This window comes from Geobacillus lituanicus (assembly GCF_050994965.1).
Lineage (GTDB): Bacteria > Bacillota > Bacilli > Bacillales > Anoxybacillaceae > Geobacillus > Geobacillus stearothermophilus.
Genome location: NZ_CP194773.1, coordinates 165,725 through 181,621, shown reverse-complemented (window position 1 = coordinate 181,621; position 15,897 = coordinate 165,725). Strand labels below are relative to the sequence as shown.

Below are 15,897 nucleotides of genomic sequence, written 5' to 3'. Positions count from 1 at the left end.
CACTTTTCATCTTTGGAGGCTGTGACCGTGAGAATATATAAAGATAGGCATGCCAAATACACCTTCCCTATAGAAGGTTTTTTTCATGGTATGAGGCGGGAATTTCTTACGACACCGGCATGATGACCAAACTCTCGATAATGTCTAAAGCGCTCTTTTTTGTATAACGCCTTGATTTTTTTCCGTGTTGAGCGATGATGTCACACAGTTTTAAAAGGAGGGATTGGCGAATCTATGGAAACGAACATCGTATAACGAACCATATGCCAACGGGAAATCCGTCCTGATGACAGGGCGGTTTATTTATGGGAAAAAATCTGTGAACTAGTCAACACCGGAATGCTGGGAAGTCTCTATGTCCTGGGCCTTCGTTCTTAAAAATTTTATGGAAGGAAAAGGGTTCTGAGGAAAAAGGTCGAAATTAAACAACGGACATCTACATCGACGGACATGGAGGGAACTTCATTGAGTGCGTTTCGGGAACTTGGCAGATTAGCAGGGAAAGCAACAGGGGCATTGATTGGAGGGGCGGTAAACGCAGTCGGCGAACTGGCGGACAGCCGCTTTCTCAAAGAGGTCGGAAACGGGGTGAAAAAGGCGTCTGAGTTCGCTGGCGACACGTTCGGCCAGGCAGTCGACGGCGTGTGGAATACGGCTTCCGGCCTTATCCAAAAGGACGAGGCGAAGATTGAGAGGGGGATCGAGAGCATCGGCCAGTCGATTTCACGCACGGCGAAAGGCGTATATGAGACCGCTAAACATACATACCAAAGCGGCAAGGAAGTGTATGAGGGGATGCGCGATGATGACGTCCAAAAGGTGCAAAACGGGCTGGCCAGCATCGCCAAAACGGCGGCGATCGGAACGTTGGCCGTAGGAATTGTCGACATGATCGATGGGGCAGACTACGGTGATGGGGTCGAGGGGAGTGAAGATGTGAACTTGGAAACCCATGGTGCAGATGTTCAGAGTCAGCTGGTCAGTTCCGCGTCCCTTGAAGCAGCTGCGGCCGTCGAGTCAGACGAAAGTCCGGGAACGCATCATGTCCGCCCACACTGGGTGGAAGGACATTGGCGTGACGGGCAGTGGATTGAAGGATATTGGCGCGACGGCGACGGGAATACTGATGTGAACTTGACCGAGGAACAGGGCGGCGGCTATGAGCGGACGAATCCGGACGGGAATCCGGGGAATAACTTGACGTCGGCCTGAAGACCTTTAGGGCAGTGTGGTGTGCAACCGCGATGGATCGCAATCGATGGTTTTGACAATTGAGGCCGTTCATCGTCTTTGGCGAGGAGACCCCCACTTCAACGACCAAAGGGAGTAAGTGGGGGAGGTGATATAATATATTAAATATATTTAGTGAAAGAGAGGTGAGACAAATGGACATGACGTTAACAGCCAAAATAAAAATTTACCCAACAGCGGAACAAGCAGAAGTATTGAAAGCCACCCTTTCCGCTTATCGACAAGCGTGCAACGCTGTATCTGTTGTGATTTTTGACACAAAAGTGCTTGCACAAGCCAAGTTACACGACATGACCTATCGTCTACTTCGATCAAACTACGCTTTGCGTTCACAAATGGCGCAATCTGTGATTAAAACGGTGATCGCTAGATACCGTTCCCTAAAAAGCAATGGTCATGAATGGACATTGGTTCGCTTTAAAAAGCCTGAATATGATCTCGTTTGGAATCGAGATTACTCCATTGTTCAAGGGTTATTTTCTGTCAATACGCGACGAATCAAAGTGCCATTCGAACCAAAAGGCATGGAACAATATTTTGATGGCTCATGGACGTTTGGCACAGCCAAACTCGTCTATAAGCATAACAAATTCTTTTTGCACATTCCCATGACTAAAACAATTCCGACCGTAGATGAACACAACATTCGCCAAGTGGTCGGTGTCGATGTAGGGGTTAACTTTCTTGCAGCAGCTTATGATTCGCAAGGGAAAACTACCTTTTTTAACGGACGAAAAATCAAGCATATGCGGGCGAAGTACAAACGAATGCGAAAAACCCTCCAGCAAAAAGGGACGGCTTCTGCGCGTCGGAAGTTGAAAACAATCGGACAACGAGAAAACCGTTGGATGACGGATGTGAACCATGCTGTCACGAAGGCACTCGTTCGTCAATATGGAGAACGTACCCTTTTTGTATTAGAAGATTTAACAGGCATTCGTGAAAAAACAGAACGTGTACGTATCCATGACCGATATGAAACTGTATCGTGGGCGTTCTATCAGTTCCGTCAAATGTTAGAGTATAAGGCACGTTTGCATGGGTCAAAAGTGATGGTGGTTGCTCCGCATTACACCTCTTTGACATGTCCAAAGTGTGGTCATACGGAAAAAGCCAATCGAAACAAGCGTACACACACCTTTTGTTGTCGAACATGCGGATACACCTTAAACGATGACCGCATTGGTGCTATGAACCTTCAACGAAAAGGAATAGAGTACATCGTTGAAGGAACGACACAGGCATGACCTGCGTCGTTGGGCAGTTGTCAACCTGCCCCTAATGCAACCCCAAGTCAAGGAAGGAGGACGAAGTCCGCTCGCACTTCTGGGGAGTTGCAAGCCCCCACTTCAAGCGTTAGCGAAGTGGGGGTAGTTGACACATAGAGAAGGGGGGAGCCTGCAGGGTGCTGGATCGAATCAAAGGTGGCTTGTTTGGGGTGGCGATCGGGGATGCGCTTGGGGCGACGACGGAGTTTATGAGCGCTGATGACGTCCGCCGTAAGTATGGAAAGGTGACGGACATCATTGGCGGCGGTTTCCTTGACTTGAAGCCCGGGGAAGTAACGGACGATACGGCGATGACGATCGCGGTGGCGCGGGGGATTATTCGCGATCCGACATGCCCGATTCATGACATTGGCGAAGAGTTTTGGCGGTGGTACGAGACTGACCCGCCCGATGTCGGCATCATCATCCGCACGGTGTTGAGGCGGTATCAGGGCGACTGGTTTTCAGCCGCGGTGCAGGCTTGCGAGGAGTTAGGGGGAAGATGTGCAGGCAATGGGTCACTGATGCGCTGTTTGCCGATCGCGCTGGCATATGCGGACCAAGAGAAGATGGAAGAAATAACGGCTTTGCATTCCCGCATGACGCATGCGGACGAACGGGCGACAGAGGCGTGCCTGATTTACAACCGCGTCGCCTTTCGGGTGCTTCAAGGAGAGCCGCTCGCCAAGGCGATTCGGAAAGAAGTGGAGCATACCCGTTATGAGCCGCTGCTTATGGTGACGCCTGTCTACCCTCCTGACGGGTATGTCGTCCATACGATGGGGTGGGTGCTGCATTGGCTGCTCCGTTGTGACTCGTTCGAAGATGTCGTCATTTCGGCGGCGAATATGGGTGGAGACAGCGATACGATTGCAGCCATTGCGGGAGGACTGAAAGGGCTGGAAATCGGATACAGCCAGCTGCCGAAGCGGTTTGTGGAAGCGATCGTTTGCGCTGATGAATTGGAAAAACTGGCGTTGCAATTGGCGGATGTTCGGCGTTCGTTCAGTTCGAGCGGTGCGGATGGGGCGAATGGAATGAGGGACAAAGAAGGATAGGGGGTGAAACGGATGGATCGACAAACGTTTGCCGAGAACATGTGGAAATCGTTGTTGGTTGAACTGTACGAAGGAAAAGTCGTATCGACGTTCAAAGGGAAGGAAGCGTTTCGCGTCGTCTCGTTTTCCGATGAAGGGATTACCGTGCGCTTGAGTTCGAAGGAAAAGGAAGTGTTTCTAAGCAAGAAGGCGATGCTCAACGTGATTGAAAAACTCATCGCCCATGAAGATGGCGTGCGGCAAAAAATGGTGGACCCGGAATCCCGTCTAAAGTTAGGGCTGTTTTTGCTTCACCCGTGGACGGAGAAAGTGATGCGCCAGGAGGAGGGGAAACGCCGTCCGTATTTGTTGTTAACGGATGAGGCCCGTCAGAGATTGGCAAGCGGCGAGTAGAGGGATTGACACACTAGGACGTGCGCTCGCTTTGGCGGCCAAAGGCCAAGGGAAAAGTCCGACTGTTGCTTGTTCCACACGCCAAGAGCCATAGGGAAAAGACCAGTGATAAGAGCCGCGCGGTTGCGGCTCTTTTGTGCTGCCTATTTGTCCATTTCCTTCGCGAGATCGGCGACTTCGGCGACGGTCAGGCCGATTCGCTTTGTTGTTTCCGGCATCAGGAACATCATTCTGGGAGGAAGTGATAACAAGGAATGCTTGTTTCGTTTTGATCGGCTCTGCGGTTTGCCATTGGCGACCGGCCAAATAGAGAAATGACTTTGTTGTGCTTTTAGGAAGACGATGCGGTCTAAATCATCTGTTGATGAAGTCATTCAATTCTTGGAGCATGCCCGTGAATATTGGGTCATGATGAATGGTGTCATATATGCTCGGGGAAATGATGATATAATCATTTGATAAAAGATTAAGCAGTCTATGTTCGTGTTGAGGAAACAGAAGAGGATAAAGCGCAAAATCTTTTATATTGGCTGTGACGAGAATGCAGTCGTATTGCCAAGCGGTTAGCAGGATACGGGCATCAGACACGCTGCCGTATTCCATGTCTCTCATGGCATTGATTTTCCTCTGGTATTCAGAGCGAATATAAGCCACCATTTTCCTTACTTGATGTTCCATATCGGGAGTTGTCCAATCGGGAATCATTATCGTTATATTTTCCAACAATTCCGAGATCCGTTGCCTTTCCTTTTCGCCAAGTGTGTAGGATTGCAATTCAAGCTCTCGGATGACTTCTTTAGGGATATAGAGCACAGCCTCTTCATGGCGAACTTCCTGCAAAACATCTTTCCAAAAACGCTTGGCGGCTTTTTTGTGGTTCGTGTGGGCAGATGGGCTTGACTTGTATCGGAATACGTTTGTATCCAGCAAATATGCTTTTGTTTCCGTGCCGTTTCCGCTCATGAAGAACTTTCTCCTATTCTCCAAACTCTTTTTCCATTTTTTCCGCGATACGAATCGACTGGCTTTTCAGCTGTTCTCTCATTTGGAGAAATGAAGGCCAGTTTGGGTGGTGAAAAAACTGTGCGGCCGGGATGATCCATTTTCCACTGTCTCCAAGCCGTTGGTAAGCCTCGATTTTTCCTTCTGCGCAATAACGGCGCACCATTTGCGGCGTGACATCAAGCAGAAGAGCCACATCGCGGACATGGAGATCATCTGGAATTGTTTGTTCCGCCATTTCGGTAAGAATATGCCGTACGCTCTGTTTTTCCTGGTCGCTTAGGTTGGAATAGATTTCTTTTTTTCGCTTCTCAAGTTCAAGCGACTGTTGGACCAATTCTACATAACGTCGAACGTTGTCGCTTAGTACAGTTTCGTGAAGAGGTGGGGGGGCTGTCTTTCGGGTTTCTGTTTTGCGGGACAAAGTACTCATTTTTCTTTTCCTCCTTGATGTTTATATCCATTATACTATTTTGGCTGGAGAAACAAAAGAAAAAAAGGAAACAAAAGAAATTGAGATCTTGCCAAGCAGCAAAGGGAGGATGAAAAGAGCCGCGCGGTTGCGGCTCTTTTGTGCTGCCTATTTGTCCATTTCCTTTGCAAGGTCGGCGACTTCGGCGACGGTCAGGCCGGTCCGTTTCGCCACTTCGTGGATGGACAAGACATCAAGGAAGTTTTTGGCGATTTCAATGGCTTTCTGTTTTTCGGCTTGCTTAACCGCTTGTTCTTTTTCCTGCATCACTTTCTTCTCTTTCTTGTTCAAGTTCTTCGACTAACAGGCGAAACACTTTGTTCATTTTGATCCACTCCTTTACTTTTTCGGCGTATGACCGGTCGGTCAACTACCCCCACTTCGCTAACGCTTGAAGTGGGGGCTTGCAACTCCCCAGAAGTGCAAACGGACTTCGTCCTCCTTCCTTGATTTGGGGTTGCATCAGGGGGCAGGTTGACGACTACCCAACGACGCAGGTCATGCCTGCATCGTTACCGATTCTCTCGGTGTGTCTGTTGGCAGTACTTGGCTTCCACACACAACAGACAGACCTACGCTCGATGTTTTACGGTTACAACGTTTCCTGCAACCAACTCCATACATCGAGCAGCCGTTATTGGAGTGCCTTGATTGAACGGTTTTCTCCACGTCTTTATTCTATCATACCACAAAAGAAAGGGGGAACGCGCATTCCTCTCCCACTTACTCCCTTTGGTCGTTGAAGTGGGAGTCTCCTGCGCGAAATAGGATGAATTTGTCTGTGGCGGTCAGGACGCCGGCGATGATGTGCAGCTGTTTCGGTTCGTCGTCGATCGTTTTCGCCAGTTCGATCGTTTTTTCGATCATCGTTTGCCGGTCGAAGCGGGTGTGCATGAGCGGCACGAGGATGAGTTTCATCGTTTCTTCCGGAGTGAGCGGTTCGCCGTTGTGGACTTTTTCTTCAATGGCATGGAAAATCGCATCGCCGTTGAATTCGCCAAGCAACACCGCTTTGGATGAAAGAAACACATCGCCGGCGTCAAGCCGTTCGCGGGCGGTCGTGACATCGCTTGTGTAGATCACAACGATGCGAATCGGGCGGATTCGTTTTTCCTGTTGATAGTATGTGTGAAGGATGCGGCAGGCATAATCAAGATACTTTAAATGGTTGTCGAGAAATCGTTCGTTGCTTTCGTATTCCAGAAGCAAAATGGAATCGTCTTCGAGAAGAAACACGGTGTCGGCGCGCCGTTCATCCGCCCGTACAGACGGAAATTCGTTTGGAAGCAGTGCTTTGATCCGTGGGAGTCCGTGAAGTCCGTATACATCGAGGGCTTGGTTTTGGTACAATGCGCTCAGCGACTTGAACAAAATGTCTTTGGCGTGATGCGAGATCCCGCCTGGCATCGTCTTCACTCCATTCGCTTTCGACCTAATTATACTACTTGCCCGATCGATTGTCAGCTGCCATCGTGAGCGGAAACACGGTGTTCGTTCGGTGGGAGTGAATGACATCTTCTTGAAAAATAAAACGGGTTGTGACTCAGAACAGACGGATGAATGACGCTGTTTTGCCCTCACGGCCGGATAAACACTTCTGTTCCGTTCGGGACGATGGAGGCGAGTTCGAGCACGTCTTTGTTGTGCATGCGGATGCAGCCTTTGGATACGTATTTGCCGATCGAGGACGGGTCGTTCGTGCCGTGGATGCCGTAATGGACTTTGGATAAGCTGAGCCACATGGCGCCGAACGGACCGCCCGGGTTTGGCTGGCGGTTGACGATGACAAAATCGCCGACAGGCGTGGCGGTGACCATTTTCCCGACGCCGATCGGATACGTGCGGATCGTTCGTCCCCGGTGTTTTAACGTCAGCTGGCGGCGGCTGATCGAGATGTGGATCGTGTAGGGAATCGATCCTTTCGGCGGAAGGTGGGGGATGACGATCTCCTGCCCGGGAAAGATGACGGACGCGGCGGTCAAACCATTGGCGCGAAGGAGCGCCTCAACAGAATGTGCGGTAGTCGCGGGCGATGGAGGCGATCGTTTCCCCGCGTTTGACGATATGTTTGTACATGGCATTTCGCTCCTTTTTTTCGCTGGATGGAGAAAATAGCTCCGATTGATGATACATTAGTGTATGAGAAGATTCGGATGAGGTTGCTGCAATAGGAAGAGCGTCTCATGTGCATGGCATGGGAATACAGTGCGGCTGCTAGGCGCATGAACGCGCTGTGCGTTAGTCTATACTTGACAGGGAGCGTTGCCTAACGGGTGTTTCTTGTCAAAACGTGTAGGTGAAAAAGGAGGATGGCGCGAATGAGAACGTTTGTCCTAAAACCGGAAGGACAGAAGGTTGATGATGAGCTGTATGCCGAGCTCTCCCCTGTCCCGCTTGAGATCATTGACGGCGATCTCTTTTTTACGAAAGAGGAGCGGGAAAACTTGCTTAAGCTGTTGATATACAATGTCGGCATGAATCGGACGCTTGAGATCATCGAGGAATGGAAGGAGCGGTGAAAGCGGCGCCCGTTCGATATCGGGGCCGCATCGATGTTGGGGGTTACGGGCGGTAAGGGAACAAAATGCTCTTTTCCCCTTTTTCTGTGGCGACGAAGACGTCTTGATGGATTTCGAACACGCCAAAAGCGCTATGGAACGTCTGAATGACGCGGACGCGATACACGTCGTGAAGCGGTTTGTTCTCATCAGACATCGACCATGACGACAGGTTTTCCACCTCATCGATGCGGTAGTCGAACGTCTCGACGCCGAAGTCTTGCATAAAGACGTGGGCGCGGCGCTGGATGTAGACGTCTTTTGGGAATTTCTTTTTCATAAGCGGGTGAAACAGCTCCCAAGAGCTGCCAAAATCCCCTGCCTGTTCATAGCGGTAAAACGTGTCCACGATTTCCTTCGCCTCATTTCGTTCGTTCGAAAGAAACAGGGTCAAAATCGCCACCAACACGGCGGCGGCAGTGAGAACCGCCACCCCAGCTCTGGCTCGGATCGTTTTTTGACGGTAGCGTGGAAACATGGGGTCTTCTCTCCTCTCTGTTATACCATATGCACGATGGGCGGCGGATATGGGCGGAGAAAGGAAGAACATGCCGCGGGCTTGAGATGACGGTGCTTTTGAGTCAAAAAATCCGCTGTGGTGTAGTAAAATAGAGGGCAGAAGCCATTGCAGCGGAATTGAATTCATTCGTTCTATGCGGAAACGGGTGGGAAAGCGGAGCGTCCATCGGCTCCGTTTTTCCTTTTCCATGTTGAGAAAAACCGAACGTGCAGGAGAGGGAGAGAGGGATGAAGAGATCATTCATTTATGTGTTGCTTGTCGGGATCATGGTCGCCTGGGGGCTGAATGTGACGGCGTTGAAAATTCTTGTGGAGCATTTTTCGCCCGTCGCGTTGACAGCGCTGCGCATTCTAACGGCCGGGTTGGTCGTGCTTTTGTTTTTATGGGGGATCGGCAAGCTGGAACGAGTCAGTTGGAAGGAGGCGAAACAGATTGGCGTGGCCGCCTTGTTCAGCGTCGTGGCCCATCACTTCTTTTTAGCGTTGGGAATTGCGAGGACGACAGCGGTGAATGCGGGTCTTGTGTTAGGGCTTGTGCCGCTTGTGACGGCGCTGTTGGCGATCGTGTTTTTAGGCCAGCGGCCGACGTTGTTTCGGCTGCTTGGCATTGCGCTTGGGTTTTTTGGCGTCGTGTTTGTTGTGGCGAGCGGCGACGGGGGCCTTGGCCATTTGTCCATTGGGGATGTGTACGTCTTTTTGGCTGTTTTGGCGCAAGGGATCAGCTTTATTATGATCAAAAAAGCGACGGTCGAGGCGCGGTTGATGACTGGGTGGATGCTTGTCTTCGGGTCGCTTTGGCTGTTTGTCTTAAGCCTCGTGCTCGAGCCGAGCGGCCTATCGAGTTTGAAAGAAGGTACGCTTCCGCTTTGGATGATTTTCCTTGCTTCGGCGGTCGTCGCGACGGCGCTCGGCCATATGTTTTACAATCAGGCTGTTCAACATCTTGGTCCCGCTGAGTCGGCGGTGTTCATCAATCTCAATCCGTTTTTTTCGCTTCTTGGGGCGCATTGGCTGCTGGGCGAGCCGATTTCGCCGATGCAGCTGGCTGGTTTTCTTTTCATCGTCGCGGGCGTGTTGTTCGGCAGCGGGGGGATGGATGACGTGGTCGCCCGTTTCCGCCGGGTGAAAGTGGCGGCTGGGGGAAGGAAGGCGGGGATGTAGCCGCCTTGGCATCCCCTGCTTTTCGGCCTTGCGCGCAAGTGGCGAAACATTCATATCCAGGAATGGAGGGGGCTTCACATTGCGGTCGGCGTCTTGGCTGTCTCTTCTTGAAAAGGGACAGCCATTTTTGTGCCATCGGCAGGATTTTGCTTGATGATGTCGAAAAAGAGAATACGAAACGTATTCGTGTGAGGTGAATGTATGGCGATCGATCACGACCGGTTGTTCAAGGAGTTGTTGCAGACGTTTTTTGAGGAATTTGTGCTTCTCTTCTTTCCGGATATGCACGAGCATATTGATTTCAACCATTTGTCGTTTTTGTCCGAAGAGCTGTTTACGGACGTAACGGCTGGGGAGAAGTACCGCGTTGACCTGCTCGTCGAGACGAAGTTCAAAGGAAAAGACGGATTGATCATTGTTCACGTAGAAAACCAAGCGTACGTTCAATCGTCATTTCCAGAAAGAATGTTTCTTTACTTCAGCCGCTTGTTTGAAAAATACCGCACTCCGATCATTCCGATTGCCGTCTTCAGCTATGATGCCATCCGAGATGAACCCTCTTCGTTCACGCTCTCCTTTCCGTTTGGCGATGTGCTTGACTTTCGCTTTTTCCACGTGGAGTTGCGAAAGCAAAACTGGCGCCAATTCATCCGCACCGACAACCCGGTGGCGGCTGCGCTGCTTAGCAAAATGGGGTATACTGAAAGTGAACGAGTGGAACTGAAAAAGCAATTTTTGCGCATGTTGGTGCGTCTCGAGCTAGACGAGGCAAGACAGCGTTTGTTGATGGGCTTTTTTGAAACGTATGTGAAGCTGTCCGATGAAGAAGAACAACAGCTTCGAAGCGAGGTGGAACAAATGGAGACGAAAGAAAAAGAACGCGTGCTGGAATTGATCATCTCATATGAGCAAAAGGGAAAAATTCGAGGTCGGGAGGAAGGACGCAAAGAGGGAGCGGAACAAGAAAAACGGCACATTGCGAAACGGATGTTGATGAAAGGGTTTGATGCGCAAACGATTCACGAACTGACCGGATTGCCTGTGACGGAGATTGAGGAAATGAAACAAAGCGGCTTCAAGTGAATGGAAATCAAACAGGCGGGGCGAAAGGCCAGCCCCGCCCTAGCGCGTTGGTTTTGTTGCTGTGGATTCCCGTTTGATCAGTTTCGTAGACAATAGCACTTCCTGAAAAGGTTCGTTCGGGTTGTCCCACCGCCATCGCAACAATTCCACCGCTCGTTTGCCGTAGCGCTTCAGGTCGATGTCGACGGTCGTGATTTTCGGCGTCGCGATTTGCGACAGCTGCCCGTTGTCAAAGCTGCACGAAAGAAGTGTATGAAGCGGCGGAAATGGACGGAGCGATCGGCTGGAAGCGGGTTTGGCACGTGACGATTCCGATGCTGTACCCTTCGTTTTATCGGATTTCCGAAAGAAGTCTCCCACCTCAAGGAACGCGAAGGGTGTAACCCAGTGAGTAGGTGGGAGATGAATGTCGGTTGGCGTTAGCCAACGAATAGGATAGAATATGGCTAGAACGGACACCTTCGGAACGAAGGGAAGCGTAAAGGGTTCTTGTGTGTGGCTTACCGTTCGGCGAACACGCACAAGTCGCTTGAAGCCTCCACCTCTAAGCGAAGCATAGGTGGCGGGTAGTTCACAGAAGGCATGCAGTTCATATTAAAATAATAAAAACATCATGATAGGAAGAGGGAGCAGGGAGAGACGTGATGCAGACAAGGACGCCGACGATGAAAACATGCCAGACACTGCTTGAGGAATTTCAGCGTGCTCCTCAGCCGCTTCGGGTGGAGAAGCTCGTGTTTGCCGGAGTTGGGGGGCGGGATGTGTACAACATTTCCGCGCCGTTTGAAGACGATGGCGAGTGGGTCATTGCCGGACGGGTGGAGGCAAGAGACAGCGAGCAATCAGAAGTATACTTTTTCGTCGAGCGTGAAGGGACATGGGTGCCGCGGGAAGGGGCGCCGGTGTTTGCCTTGCAGGATCCGTTTGTTTCGCGGGTGCACGGGCATCTCGTGTTTGGCGGCGTGGAGACGTTTCCGCATCCCGTGCTTCACGGGAAGTTGTATTGGCGGACGGTGTTTTACCGCGGAAAAACGATCAATGAATTGGCGCATTTTTTCACCGGTCCCGACGGGATGAAAGACATTCGTCTTGTCGAGCTGCGGGATGGGTCGGTTGGGGTCTTCACCCGTCCGCAAGGGGAAAAAGGCGGACGCGGAAAAATCGGCTTCACCCGCATCGGTGCGCTCGATGAGTTGACGGTGGAGGCGATTGAGAATGCCCCATTGATTGACGGCCAATTTGCCGATGAAGAATGGGGAGGCGCCAACGAAGTGCATTTGCTTGGCAATGGGCTCGTCGGCGTCTTGGGCCATATCGCTTGTTTCGATCAGGAGCGGAACCGTCATTATTATCCGATGGTGTTTGCGTTCAATCCAGAATACGGGGGAAGCGTCGGACATGGAGTTGATCGCCACAAGAGCCCATTTCCTCGATGGCCCGGCGAAGCGTCCGGATTTGGCGGATGTCGTGTTTAGCGGCGGACTGATTCGCAAAGGGGACGGCACGGCCGATTTTTACGCTGGAACAAGTGACGCAGAAGCGCAAAAACTAACAATCGTTGATCCATTTACGAAATACGAAAGGCAGGGGTGACGATGTACCTTTACCGCTACGAAGAAAACCCGCTGATTACACCGAACGATGTGCCGCCGCACCACGACGGGTTTGAAGTGATCGGGGCGTTTAACGCCGGGGTGGCGAAATTTCAAGGGGAGGTGTTGCTGCTTCTTCGGGTGGCGGAGCGGCCGATGTCGGATGACCCGAATATCGTGAAAGCGCCGGTATGGAATCCAAAGACGGGGAAGGTCGAGGTTTACGAATTTCGCCAAGACGATCCGCGCTACGATTTTTCCGATCCGCGGGTGATTAAAGAGGCGGGGACGGAGCGATTCGCTTACTTGACATCGCTTTCGTATTTGCGCCTCGCCCGCAGTCGGGACGGGCGGCGGTTTGTGATCGACGACCGCCCGTTCGTCTATCCATCGAATGAGCTCGAGACATTCGGTATTGAAGACCCGCGCATTACATGCATTGACGGCACGTATTACATTTATTTCAGCGCCGTGTCGCCAAAAGGAGTCGGCGAGGTGATGGTGTCGACAAAAGACTTTCAGACGGTGACGCACCACGGCATGATTTTCGCGCCGGAAAACAAAGATGTGCTCATTTTTCCGGAGAAGATCAACGGCAAGTATTACGCCCTTCATCGCCCGGTGCCGAGAAGCAACGGCCGCCCCGAGGTGTGGATCGCGGAGTCGGAGAATCTGCTTCATTGGGGGAATCATCGCTTTTTGTTCGGTCTGCGCGAAGGAAAGTGGGACAGCGCCCGCATCGGCGGCGGAGCGGTGCCGATCAAAACGGAGCGCGGCTGGCTTGAGTTGTACCACGGCGCGTCGGATGACCACCGCTATTGCATGGGGGCGGTGCTGCTCGATTTGAACGACCCATCCAAAGTTCTCGCCCGCTCGGAGCAGCCGCTTGTCGAGCCGGAAGCGGATTATGAGGTGAACGGCTTTTTCGGCCGCGTCGTGTTTTCATGCGGGGCGATTGTCGATGGCGATATCGTAAAAATGTATTATGGCGCCGCGGATACGTCGATGGCGTGCGTGGAGCTGAAGCTTAGCGAGATTTTGGATTCGCTTGTGAAAGTATGAAAGCGAAGTTGCCCGCACGTTGCGGTGTAAGAACGGAAACGCCTGGATGGCCGGGCGTTTCTTTTTTGGTTTGCCGCGAACATACCGTGAGCGCAGGTGGGAGAGCGTTCAACGCTCATTGCGTCGTTTCGTTTCTTTTCCGTTCAACAGGATTTGGTATAATAAAAACAACGCCGATTCATCGGTCAGGTCGGCAGAGCGGTTTGCGGCTGGGCAATGAAAGACACTGGCCATGACTCGAAAGAACAGATGATCATCGGATAGAGGAGGAACCATCGGAGATGAAAAAAGTACGCAAAGCGATCATTCCGGCAGCGGGCCTTGGGACGCGGTTTTTGCCGGCGACGAAGGCAATGCCGAAGGAGATGCTTCCGATCGTTGATAAGCCGACGATTCAATATATTGTCGAAGAAGCCATCGCCTCAGGCATTGAGGACATTATTATCGTCACCGGGAAAGGGAAGCGGGCGATTGAGGATCATTTTGACTACGCGTTCGAGCTGGAACAGATGCTCAAGCAAAAAGGGAAGCTGGATCTGCTTGAGAAAGTGAAAGAGCCGTCGAAGGTGGACATCCACTACATTCGCCAAAAAGAGCCGAAAGGGCTCGGGCATGCGGTTTGGTGCGCGCGCAATTTCATTGGAGACGAGCCGTTTGCGGTGTTGTTGGGCGATGATATCGTCCAGGCGGAAAAACCTTGTTTAAAACAGCTCATTGAGCAGTATGAACAAACGTTCAGCTCGGTGATTGGTGTCAAGCGCGTGCCGGAGGAAGAGACGCACCGTTACGGGATCATCGACCCGCTCGAGCAGCAAGGCCGGCGCTACCAAGTGCGCCGCTTCGTGGAAAAACCAGCTCCGGGCACAGCGCCGTCGAACTTGGCGATCGTCGGCCGCTACGTGTTGACGCCGGAAATTTTCTTGTTTTTGGAGAAACAGGAAGCCGGCGCAGGCGGGGAGATTCAGCTCACCGATGCGATCGGGCGGTTGAATGAAATTCAGCGCGTGTTTGCCTATGAATTTGAAGGAAAGCGGTACGATGTCGGCGAAAAGCTCGGCTTTATCGAAACGACGATTGAGTTTGCCTTGCAAAACGAGGAGCTGCGGGATGACTTGCTTTCGTTTTTGGAGCGGGTGGTGGCAGAGGCGAAGGGATCGAAGGGCAGCTAATTCAACCATCAGTCGGTCGCATTTCCATGTTTTGCATGACAGCTTGTCGTTGTTTAGGGATGAAGACAAAAAGGAGATTCTGCTATCGAAGCATTATCGATGGTCAACTACCCCCACTTCGCTAACGCTTGAAGTGGGGGCTTGCCACTCCCCAGAAGTGCAAGCGGACTTCGTCCTCCTTCCTTGACTTGGGGTTGCATCAGGGGGCAGGTTGACGACTACCCAACGACGCAGGTCATGCCTGCATCGTTACCGATTCTCTCGGTGTGTCTGTTGGCAGTACTTGGCTTCCACACACAACAGACGGACCTACGCTCGATGTTTTACGGTTACAACGTTTCCTGTAACCAACTCCATACATCGAGTAGCAGTTATTGGAGTGCCTTTATTGAACGGTTTTCTCCACGCCTTTATTCTATCATACACAAAAGAAAGGGGGAACGCGCATTCCTCTCCCACTTACTCCCTTTGGTCGTTGAAGTGGGAGTCTCCTGCGCGAAATAGGATGAATTGAAGTTCATACAAGTGGAAGCCATCGATGAAGCATCGTCTGCCATCAACCGTGTTCTGGATGAGCTTATGGAGGCGGAGGAAGAGGGGGAATAAACATGGCTAAGGAGGGGTTCGGATGATTCGTGCCATGGTCGGCGATCTGACCAAAGTGGAAGGAGTCGAGTACATTTGCAATGCCGCCAACGGCATCGGGCCGATGGGCGGCGGCGTGGCGGCGGCGATCCGTCGGGCGGGGGGACGTGTGATCGAGGAGGAAGCGATCCGCGTCTGTCAAGCGCAAGACCCTAAGCCCGGCGATTTGTACGTGACAGGAGCAGGCTCGCTGCCGTTTCGCGGGGTCCTTCACTTAGTGACGATGAAGCAGCCCGCAGGGGCGACGTCGTATGACATCGTTCGGGCGTGTCTCGAGCGGCTTGTCGCGCACTGTCGGGAGAACGGAATCAAGAAGGTGGCGTTGCCAGCGCTAGGGACAGGCGTCGGAAGGCTTGACAAAGAAAACGTGGCGCAGTTGTTTGTCGAGGTGTTGGGTCCGGTCGAGGATGTGGAGTTTGTGGTGGTGGATATTGATCAAGCATTCATCCGTTTTGTCCAACAGCGCCAATAAAGGGAGAAAAAGGGCCTTGACTTCGTCTTGGCCCTGCTTTTTTGGCAAAGAATAACGTGTTTCACAATCCTTCATATCATATTATAATATAACACACAAACCAGTTTCATTGACTTCCTTGCCTAGCCTAGGAGGTGGCGCAGCCATCCATGTCCGATTGATTAGACTGGCATGAAAGGAAGTTGGAGAACG

Annotated in this window: 14 protein-coding genes and 4 pseudogenes; 11 read left to right on the top strand and 7 right to left on the bottom strand. The window is 51.7% G+C overall.

Annotated features, from left to right (window positions below; genetic code table 11):
* The first annotated feature begins 465 nt into the window (after window positions 1-465).
* The 4 genes from ACR1UW_RS00795 to ACR1UW_RS00780 all read left to right on the top strand — a co-directional run bounded on the left by ACR1UW_RS00795 (window position 466) and on the right by ACR1UW_RS00780 (window position 3,970).
* Window positions 466-1,212, top strand: coding sequence for a hypothetical protein (locus ACR1UW_RS00795; protein ID WP_498934294.1), 747 nt, complete (start codon window positions 466-468; stop codon window positions 1,210-1,212).
* Between the two features lie 173 nt (window positions 1,213-1,385).
* Window positions 1,386-2,498, top strand: a complete 1,113-nt coding sequence (locus ACR1UW_RS00790) for an RNA-guided endonuclease InsQ/TnpB family protein (RefSeq protein WP_498934292.1) — start codon at window positions 1,386-1,388, stop codon at window positions 2,496-2,498.
* A gap of 158 nt (window positions 2,499-2,656) precedes the next feature.
* Window positions 2,657-3,577 carry an ADP-ribosylglycohydrolase family protein gene (locus ACR1UW_RS00785; RefSeq protein WP_061580899.1) on the top strand — a complete coding sequence of 307 codons (921 nt, stop codon included), beginning with the start codon at window positions 2,657-2,659 and terminating at the stop codon, window positions 3,575-3,577.
* 12 nt (window positions 3,578-3,589) lie between these two features.
* Entirely contained in the window at window positions 3,590-3,970 is a 381-nt protein-coding gene (locus ACR1UW_RS00780) for a hypothetical protein (protein WP_061580898.1), read from the top strand.
* A 354-nt stretch (window positions 3,971-4,324) separates the two neighbouring features.
* Here ACR1UW_RS00780 and ACR1UW_RS00775 read toward each other — a convergent pair whose 3' ends face one another.
* The 5 genes and pseudogenes from ACR1UW_RS00775 to ACR1UW_RS00755 form a co-directional block, all read right to left on the bottom strand.
* Window positions 4,325-4,933: a DUF4411 family protein gene (locus ACR1UW_RS00775; protein WP_498934290.1), complete on the bottom strand. Its 609-nt coding sequence runs from the start codon at window positions 4,931-4,933 to the stop codon at window positions 4,325-4,327.
* Between the two features lie 13 nt (window positions 4,934-4,946).
* Window positions 4,947-5,405: a MerR family transcriptional regulator gene (locus ACR1UW_RS00770; RefSeq protein ID WP_013524778.1), complete on the bottom strand. Its 459-nt coding sequence runs from the start codon at window positions 5,403-5,405 to the stop codon at window positions 4,947-4,949.
* A gap of 147 nt (window positions 5,406-5,552) precedes the next feature.
* On the bottom strand, window positions 5,553-5,711 hold the full coding sequence (locus tag ACR1UW_RS00765) for a hypothetical protein (protein ID WP_498934288.1): 159 nt from the start codon (window positions 5,709-5,711) through the stop codon (window positions 5,553-5,555).
* 501 nt (window positions 5,712-6,212) lie between these two features.
* Window positions 6,213-6,851 (bottom strand): annotated as a pseudogene (locus ACR1UW_RS00760) (RpnC/YadD family protein); the annotation flags it as partial.
* A gap of 170 nt (window positions 6,852-7,021) precedes the next feature.
* A pseudogene (locus tag ACR1UW_RS00755) lies at window positions 7,022-7,520 on the bottom strand (L,D-transpeptidase family protein).
* 242 nt (window positions 7,521-7,762) lie between these two features.
* Between ACR1UW_RS00755 and ACR1UW_RS00750 the strand changes: the two are divergent.
* Window positions 7,763-7,963: a hypothetical protein gene (locus tag ACR1UW_RS00750; protein ID WP_033009117.1), complete on the top strand. Its 201-nt coding sequence runs from the start codon at window positions 7,763-7,765 to the stop codon at window positions 7,961-7,963.
* 43 nt (window positions 7,964-8,006) lie between these two features.
* Here ACR1UW_RS00750 and ACR1UW_RS00745 read toward each other — a convergent pair whose 3' ends face one another.
* Complete coding sequence (locus tag ACR1UW_RS00745) at window positions 8,007-8,480, bottom strand: hypothetical protein (RefSeq protein WP_498934286.1); 474 nt, start codon at window positions 8,478-8,480, stop codon at window positions 8,007-8,009.
* 269 nt (window positions 8,481-8,749) lie between these two features.
* Here ACR1UW_RS00745 and ACR1UW_RS00740 point away from each other — a divergent pair, with 269 nt between their 5' ends.
* A complete protein-coding gene (locus ACR1UW_RS00740; RefSeq protein ID WP_498934284.1) occupies window positions 8,750-9,682 on the top strand; it encodes a DMT family transporter in 933 nt (310 codons plus the stop codon).
* A gap of 201 nt (window positions 9,683-9,883) precedes the next feature.
* Entirely contained in the window at window positions 9,884-10,765 is an 882-nt protein-coding gene (locus ACR1UW_RS00735; protein ID WP_328074974.1) for an Rpn family recombination-promoting nuclease/putative transposase, read from the top strand.
* Between the two features lie 39 nt (window positions 10,766-10,804).
* Here the strand turns inward: ACR1UW_RS00735 and ACR1UW_RS00730 are convergent.
* Window positions 10,805-11,005: pseudogene (locus ACR1UW_RS00730) on the bottom strand (substrate-binding domain-containing protein); the annotation flags it as partial.
* A 404-nt stretch (window positions 11,006-11,409) separates the two neighbouring features.
* Here ACR1UW_RS00730 and ACR1UW_RS00725 point away from each other — a divergent pair.
* The 4 genes and pseudogenes from ACR1UW_RS00725 (at window position 11,410) to ACR1UW_RS00710 (ending at window position 15,705) form a co-directional block, all read left to right on the top strand.
* Window positions 11,410-12,358 (top strand): annotated as a pseudogene (locus tag ACR1UW_RS00725) (MTP-1 family protein).
* Window positions 12,359-12,360: 2 nt separating this feature from the next.
* Window positions 12,361-13,419, top strand: a complete 1,059-nt coding sequence (locus ACR1UW_RS00720) for a BtaManbiosPhlase (protein WP_498934282.1) — start codon at window positions 12,361-12,363, stop codon at window positions 13,417-13,419.
* A gap of 281 nt (window positions 13,420-13,700) precedes the next feature.
* Window positions 13,701-14,588, top strand: a complete 888-nt coding sequence (galU, locus tag ACR1UW_RS00715; RefSeq protein WP_498934280.1) for a UTP--glucose-1-phosphate uridylyltransferase GalU — start codon at window positions 13,701-13,703, stop codon at window positions 14,586-14,588.
* Window positions 14,589-15,216: 628 nt separating this feature from the next.
* Window positions 15,217-15,705: a macro domain-containing protein gene (locus ACR1UW_RS00710; RefSeq protein ID WP_020755180.1), complete on the top strand. Its 489-nt coding sequence runs from the start codon at window positions 15,217-15,219 to the stop codon at window positions 15,703-15,705.
* Window positions 15,706-15,897: the final 192 nt, after the last annotated feature.